This window comes from Eubacterium ramulus, assembly GCF_003122485.1.
In the GTDB taxonomy this organism is placed as follows: Bacteria; Bacillota; Clostridia; order Lachnospirales; family Lachnospiraceae; genus Eubacterium_I; species Eubacterium_I ramulus_A.
On sequence record NZ_JRFU01000147.1, the window covers coordinates 1 to 6,366 of the forward strand.

Annotated in this window: 7 protein-coding genes; all 7 read right to left on the bottom strand. The window is 44.7% G+C overall.

What is annotated here, in order from left to right:
- Positions 1 to 267 precede the first annotated feature (267 nt).
- The 7 genes from LG34_RS12960 to LG34_RS12990 all read right to left on the bottom strand — a co-directional run bounded on the left by LG34_RS12960 (position 268) and on the right by LG34_RS12990 (position 6,105).
- The gene (locus LG34_RS12960) at positions 268 to 1,071 is read right to left on the bottom strand and encodes an energy-coupling factor transporter transmembrane component T family protein (protein ID WP_109216435.1); all 804 of its coding nucleotides are present in this window, start codon (positions 1,069 to 1,071) and stop codon (positions 268 to 270) included.
- The gene (locus LG34_RS12965) at positions 1,065 to 1,907 is read right to left on the bottom strand and encodes an energy-coupling factor transporter ATPase (RefSeq protein ID WP_109216436.1); all 843 of its coding nucleotides are present in this window, start codon (positions 1,905 to 1,907) and stop codon (positions 1,065 to 1,067) included. Before LG34_RS12965 ends, LG34_RS12960 begins: the two co-directional genes overlap by 7 nt.
- The gene (locus LG34_RS12970; protein WP_109216437.1) at positions 1,883 to 2,743 is read right to left on the bottom strand and encodes an energy-coupling factor transporter ATPase; all 861 of its coding nucleotides are present in this window, start codon (positions 2,741 to 2,743) and stop codon (positions 1,883 to 1,885) included. Before LG34_RS12970 ends, LG34_RS12965 begins: the two co-directional genes overlap by 25 nt.
- A gap of 82 nt (positions 2,744 to 2,825) precedes the next feature.
- On the bottom strand, positions 2,826 to 3,332 hold the full coding sequence (gene trmL / locus LG34_RS12975; RefSeq protein ID WP_109216438.1) for a tRNA (uridine(34)/cytosine(34)/5-carboxymethylaminomethyluridine(34)-2'-O)-methyltransferase TrmL: 507 nt from the start codon (positions 3,330 to 3,332) through the stop codon (positions 2,826 to 2,828).
- 3 nt (positions 3,333 to 3,335) lie between these two features.
- A complete protein-coding gene (locus tag LG34_RS12980; protein WP_109216439.1) occupies positions 3,336 to 4,517 on the bottom strand; it encodes a pyridoxal phosphate-dependent aminotransferase in 1,182 nt (393 codons plus the stop codon).
- Positions 4,514 to 4,996 carry an Lrp/AsnC family transcriptional regulator gene (locus LG34_RS12985; RefSeq protein ID WP_109216440.1) on the bottom strand — a complete coding sequence of 161 codons (483 nt, stop codon included), beginning with the start codon at positions 4,994 to 4,996 and terminating at the stop codon, positions 4,514 to 4,516. Before LG34_RS12985 ends, LG34_RS12980 begins: the two co-directional genes overlap by 4 nt.
- Positions 4,997 to 5,115: 119 nt before the next feature.
- The gene (locus LG34_RS12990; RefSeq protein WP_109216441.1) at positions 5,116 to 6,105 is read right to left on the bottom strand and encodes an AIR synthase family protein; all 990 of its coding nucleotides are present in this window, start codon (positions 6,103 to 6,105) and stop codon (positions 5,116 to 5,118) included.
- Positions 6,106 to 6,366 lie beyond the last annotated feature (261 nt).

Sequence of the window (6,366 nt, forward strand, 5' to 3'; positions counted from 1 at the left end):
TGTTTCTCACCACCTATAGAGGTGGGAGTCATCTCCCATCTGATATAAAAACTTTAAAACAACCTACAAAAAAACTGCATAAATTCAAGTAGACAAACATACCACATATCTCACAGATTTTCCTGCGTATGATTCAAGAATGACTTTATTCTCCCACAGAGTTTTTCATCCTCTCTCACCCGATATATTCTTCTCACTGAATCCATACAGTTTCCTCATTATTTCAATTTCATTCTATAAAATTTACTATTATCGCTTTTCAAAACTTTATAAAAAGATCCGTATCACAATAATCACCGCCAGATACACGACCATCACCGCATATGCCTTATAATCCGCCGAAATATAACGCAGCGGTTTCATCTTGGTTCTGCCCTCACCACCGTGATAACAGCGCGCTTCCATAGCCGTCGCCAGATCATTGGCACGTCGGAATGCAGATACAAACAGCGGCACCAGGATCGGCACCATCGCTTTGGCTCTCTGAATGATATTACCCTCTTCAAAATTCGCGCCTCTTGCCATCTGTGCTTTTTTGATCTTATCCGCTTCCTCTGCCAGAATCGGGATAAAACGCATGGCGATCGACATCATCATAGCGATTTCATGCACCGGAACTCCGATTTTTGACAATGGTTTTAAGCCTTCTTCCAGACCATCCGTCAGCTTGTTCGGTGTCGTTGTCAGCGTCATCACAGAAGTACCTACAACCAGATAGATCAGTCGGATTGTAAAATATACCGTATTGCTGACACCCTGATCTGTGATATGGATAAATTTCCATGCAAAATAAGTATTGTCTCCCTGTGTAAAAAACAGGTTACATACTGCTGTAATAACGACAAGCACCCAAATTGCCCGGACACTTTTCAACATAAACGAAAACGGAACCCTTGACAGTTTTATAATCACAAGCAAAAACAGAGTGACTACAACAAATCCCACAAAATCGTGAAACAGGAACAAAGACACAAGATACATCAGTGTTGCCAGCAGTTTCACACGGGGATCCAGTCTGTGTATGATCGACTCGGTCGGATAATATTGTCCAAGTGTAATATCCTTTAACATAACTTCATAATCTCTTTCTTAGCTTCCTCTATCGTGGTTACCGAAGTATTGACATCCAGACCTGCTTTTTTCAGATCCTTCATCAGATACGTAACCTGTGGCACTGCCAGCGATACCCGTTCCAGTTCTTCCACATGGGAAAAAACTTCCGCCGGCGTTCCATCCAGCATCAGGCTTCCATGATTCAACACGATAATACGATCTACATAGTTGGCAACGTCTTCCATACTGTGAGACACCAAAAGCACGGTCATTTTCATATTCTCATGCAGCTCGCGGATCAGGTCAAATAATTCATCCCGTCCCTTCGGATCCAAACCGGCAGTCGGCTCATCCAAAATCAGTACTTTCGGATTCATGGCAATGACACCGGCAATGGCTGCACGGCGTTTCTGCCCACCGGAAAGTTCAAACGGTGACATTTCCCAGTATTTTTCCGGAAGTTTTACTCTAATAAGCGCTTCTTTTGCTTTCTCCAGTGCTTCTTCCGCGGAAAATCCCTGATTTTGTGGACCATAAGCGGCATCTTTTAATACTGTTATCTCAAAAAGCTGGTACTCCGGATACTGAAACACCAGTCCCACTTTTCCTCTCAGGGAACGCAGGGAATATCCCGGTGTATAAATATCCTCACCGTTGTAATAAATATGCCCCTCATCTGCCTTGATCAGTCCATCCAACAGCTGGATCAATGTAGATTTTCCAGAGCCGGTATGACCGATGATTCCGACAAACTGTCCTTCTTCGATTTCCAGATTCAGATTTTTCAATGCATGTATCTCGTATGCACTGCCCGGTGCATAGGTGTAACTCAGGTTTTCGATTTTAATTGACATATTGCCTCCACCAGTTCCTGTCTGCTTAAAATCCCGTCCGGGATTGGCAGACCTTCCTTTTTCAGTTCCCATGCAAGCCGGGTGATCTGTGGTACATCTAAGCCATAACTTAACAGTGTTTCTACCTGTGAAAAAATCTCACGGGGTGTTCCCTGCATCACCACACGACCGTCATCCATGACAAACACATAATCCGCATCGATAACTTCTTCCATATAATGTGTGATCAGAATAACCGTTACATCTTTTTGCCGGTTCAAACGATGTACCGTGTTTAATACTTCTTTTCGACCATTCGGATCCAGCATGGCAGTCGGCTCATCCATAATGATGCATTTGGGCTCCATTGCCACAACACCTGCAATGGCAACGCGCTGTTTCTGACCACCGGACAAACGGTTCGGAGAATGATAACGGTATGCTGTCATGCCGACTGCCTCCAGACTGTGTCCGACACGCTCCCAGATTTCTTCTGTAGGCACGCCGATATTTTCCGGTCCAAACGCCACGTCTTCTTCTACCACACCCGCAACGATCTGGTTGTCCGGATTCTGAAAGATCATACCGGCTTCCTTGCGGATATCCAGAATATTTTCATCCTTTGCCGTGTCTTTTCCATCTACCCAGACGGTTCCCTCACTCGGTGTCAGCAATGCATTCAGATGTTTTGCAAACGTAGATTTACCGGAACCGTTATGTCCCAGCACAGCAATAAACTGCCCTTCTTCCACTTCGATATTCACATCATCCAGCGCCAGTGTCACATCCTGCACTTCGCCCTGTTCATCCCGGCGCACAAATTTATGTTTTAATTTTTCTGCCTTAATAAATGCCATGTGTAAGAATCCTCTTTCATGCTTATCTGTCTCATTCTCTGCGAAACATCACTTTTCCACATAAAATGTCCAGCCAGGCACGTTACTCAATATAATCGTCAAATTTTGTCAGATGTCCCATCAGCTGCATCTGAGAAAAATTATTCTGGCGCAGTGCCTCGTACAGCACAACTGCCACAGAATTGGACAGATTCAGGGAACGGATGTCACTTAACATTGGAATCCGCACGCATCTGTCTTTGTTATGTGCAAGAATATCTTCCGGGATTCCGGCACTTTCTTTTCCAAACATAATATAGCAGTCTTCTTCATAGGACACTTCTGTATACACATTCTGTCCTTTTGTGGTTGCCATATAAATCTTCGCTCCCGGATTTTTCTCCAGGAACTCCTGATAATTTACATAAGTTGTCACATCAAGATCTTTCCAGTAATCCATACCTGCCCGCTTGATCTGTTTTTCATTCAGACGGAATCCAAGAGGCTCGATCAGATGCAGGCGTGTACCTGTTGCTACACAGGTACGCCCGATATTTCCTGTATTTGCCGGGATCTCCGGCTCATACAGAACAATGTTCAATTTTGCCATAATCTATGCTTCCTTTTTCTCTGCACGGAGTTTCTGTACAAAGTGCTCCATACGGTCTAATGCTTCTTTCAATGCTTCCAGTGAATATGCATAGGAAATTCGTAAAAAGCCTTCGCCACAGGCACCAAATGCGGTTCCCGGAACAACTGCTACTTTCTCCTCCTGCAAAAATCTGGTTGCAAACTCGTCGGAAGTCATGCCAAATTCTTTGATACACGGGAATGCGTAAAATGCACCAAACGGCTCAAAACATTCCAGTCCCATCTCTTTAAAACGATGCATAAGATAACGACGACGTCCGTTATACTCGTCACGCATATGTGCCACGTCTTCATCGCCGTTTTTCAGTGCAGAAACACCAGCATACTGGCTGGTAGTCGGTGCACACATAATTGCAAACTGATGAATTTTCAGCATCTGCTGTAAGATCACCTCTGGTCCACATGCATATCCGATACGCCATCCTGTCATTGCATGAGATTTTGATAATCCATTGATATAAATGGTACGATCTCTCATTCCCGGAAGGGATGCAATAGACACATGTCCGTCATCGGTATAAGTCAGTTCAGAATAAATCTCATCGGTAATAACATAGAGATCATTTGCAACGATAAGATCCACCAACGCTTCCAGATCACTTTTCTCCATAACAGCACCGGTCGGGTTGTTCGGGAATGGAAGTACTAAAATCTTTGTCTTCGGTGTGATTGCAGCTTCCAGTTCTTCTCTGGTCAGACGGAACTGATTTTCTGCTTTCAGTTCAATGACAACCGGCACACCGCCTGCCAGCTTTGCGCATGGCAGATAGGATACATAACTCGGCTGCGGGATCAGCACTTCGTCGCCCGGATCCAGCATGGCACGCATTGCGATATCAATGGCCTCGCTTCCACCGACAGTGACCATAATTTCATGGTTATAATCATATTCCAGACCGTATTTCCGCTCCAGGAAATTAGCGATCTCAATTTTTAATTCTTTTAAACCGGCATTTGATGTGTAGAAAGTTCTTCCCTTTTCCAGAGAATAGATACCCTCATCACGGATATGCCATGGTGTGTCAAAATCCGGCTCACCAACACCAAGAGAAATTGCATCCTTCATTTCACTTACAATGTCAAAAAACTTACGGATACCGGATGGCTCAATTTCTGTAATTACTTTTGATAATGGGTTTCTCATGGTGTCATCAGCATCCTTTCATCTTTTTCTTTTTCTGCCATAATGGTTCCGTGGTCTTTGTACTTCTTCAAAATGAAGTTTGTCTTGGTACTCAGTACGGAATCCAGTGGTGAAAGTTTGTCTGATACGAACTGTGCTGCTTCACGCAGGGTACGTCCCTCGATAGTTACAAGCAGATCATAACTTCCGGAGATCAGGTAAACTGCATTTACCTCCGGGTAGTTGTAGATACGCTCTGCGATCTTATCAAATCCCTGTCCTCTCTGCGGGGTAACGCTTACCTCGATCAGAGCAGTTACTTTTTCAATATCTGTCTTATCCCAGTTGATCAGTGTATGATATCCGCAGATAATGTGCTCTGCTTCCATTGCTGCCAGTTCATTTGCTACGCTGATTTCATCTTCCCCAAGAATAATCGCTAATTCTTTGATAGCAATGCGGCTATTCTTCTCTATAAATGTCAAAATCTTTTCACGCATGTTCGGTTCCTCCCTTACAACTCTAATTACAAAACTTTTTTCTGTAATAATTTGGAGATGTGCAAAATCATCTCTCCACTCAACTTCAGGATCTTGTTCTAAAATTTATCAATTCCTGATTAAATATGCAGGTCACTTACCTGCAGTCCCGCTCGTGGCGGCTCCAAAAATCTGCGTTCTTCCTCATTGTTCAGGACTCTGTCGTTTCCGGCTGTTGCTTTTCCCACAACGACTGCCGGAATCCCCTCTTTCGCCAGATCCATAACCAATCGGTTGCCATCCTCCGCTGCCATCAGCAGACTTCCTCCGGAAGCAATCTGATACGGATTGATGTCAAAAAATTCACAGATTTCTACGGTTTCCTGCCGGATCGGTATTTTTTTCAATGTTATGTCAAGTCCGACGCCAGAGGCTTCTGCCAGCTCCCACAGCGCACCAAAAATGCCTCCTGTAGTCACATCGTGCATTGCTCTCACGCCAGACTTCATGGCGGTAGCGGCCTCCGGGATAACGGAAAAATACTGTTCAAACGCTTCTGCTTCATCAATCAGATGAGCCGGATATCGGGAAAGCAGCTCCTCACGACGCGCATGCGCCAGCTTTGCGGTTCCCTCCAGACCGATCCATTTTGTGATCACGATATCATCTCCCGGTTTTGCTCCAGATGTAGACAGGATCTGTCCTTTTTTTGTTTTTCCAACCGCTGTCACAGAAATGATTGGGCGGTTCACTGCATCGGTAATCTCTGTATGTCCACCAAGGATCTGCACCTGTAACGGTTCGCATTCCGCCGCAATGGTTTTTACCATTTCGCGGATCTGTGCTTCTTCGATATCCGCTGGCAGCATGGCAGTCAGCATCAGTCCGATTGGTTCTGCGCCACTGGTTGCCAGATCATTCAGATTCGCATGCACCGCATATCTTCCATCCAGAGAATTTTCCCAGATCACCGGATCTGTGGAAAGGACTGCCACTTCATCTTCCTTCAGAGTGAAAGCAGCGCAATCTTCCCCTACACCTGCGGAAAGCAATACATCTTTACGCTTTGTATGCAATTGTTTGAATACCGAACGTTTCAACACGTTTTCCGGTAATTTTCCCTGTTTCATCTCTGTTTTGTTCCTTCCACTATTTTTCAAAAAAGTGCATCCCTTACAAAATATTTTTGTAAAAGGACACAGAGAGGCTGTCACTCAGGACAGCCTCATTCTTTTATCTCAGTCTGAGTTGATACCCCCACTTCTGTAAGTGATGAGTAATAACAAATCTTTCTCAGTGGGAGTTCAATCTCCGACTGAGATAAACACTCCGCGAGGGCGCACATTGTCTGGAAGACAATGGTTTTGCGCCGACCGGAACGGAGTGTAGAG

Excerpts from the sequence above, each read along its gene's own strand:
- LG34_RS12970 (WP_109216437.1), bottom strand. The coding sequence starts at position 2,743 with ATGGCATTTATTAAGGCAGAAAAATTAAAACATAAATTTGTGCGCCGG.
- trmL (WP_109216438.1), bottom strand. The coding sequence starts at position 3,332 with ATGGCAAAATTGAACATTGTTCTGTATGAGCCGGAGATCCCGGCAAAT.
- LG34_RS12980 (WP_109216439.1), bottom strand. The coding sequence starts at position 4,517 with ATGAGAAACCCATTATCAAAAGTAATTACAGAAATTGAGCCATCCGGT.
- LG34_RS12985 (WP_109216440.1), bottom strand. The coding sequence starts at position 4,996 with ATGCGTGAAAAGATTTTGACATTTATAGAGAAGAATAGCCGCATTGCT.
- LG34_RS12960 (WP_109216435.1), bottom strand. The coding sequence starts at position 1,071 with ATGTTAAAGGATATTACACTTGGACAATATTATCCGACCGAGTCGATC.
- LG34_RS12965 (WP_109216436.1), bottom strand. The coding sequence starts at position 1,907 with ATGTCAATTAAAATCGAAAACCTGAGTTACACCTATGCACCGGGCAGT.
- LG34_RS12990 (WP_109216441.1), bottom strand. The coding sequence starts at position 6,105 with ATGAAACAGGGAAAATTACCGGAAAACGTGTTGAAACGTTCGGTATTC.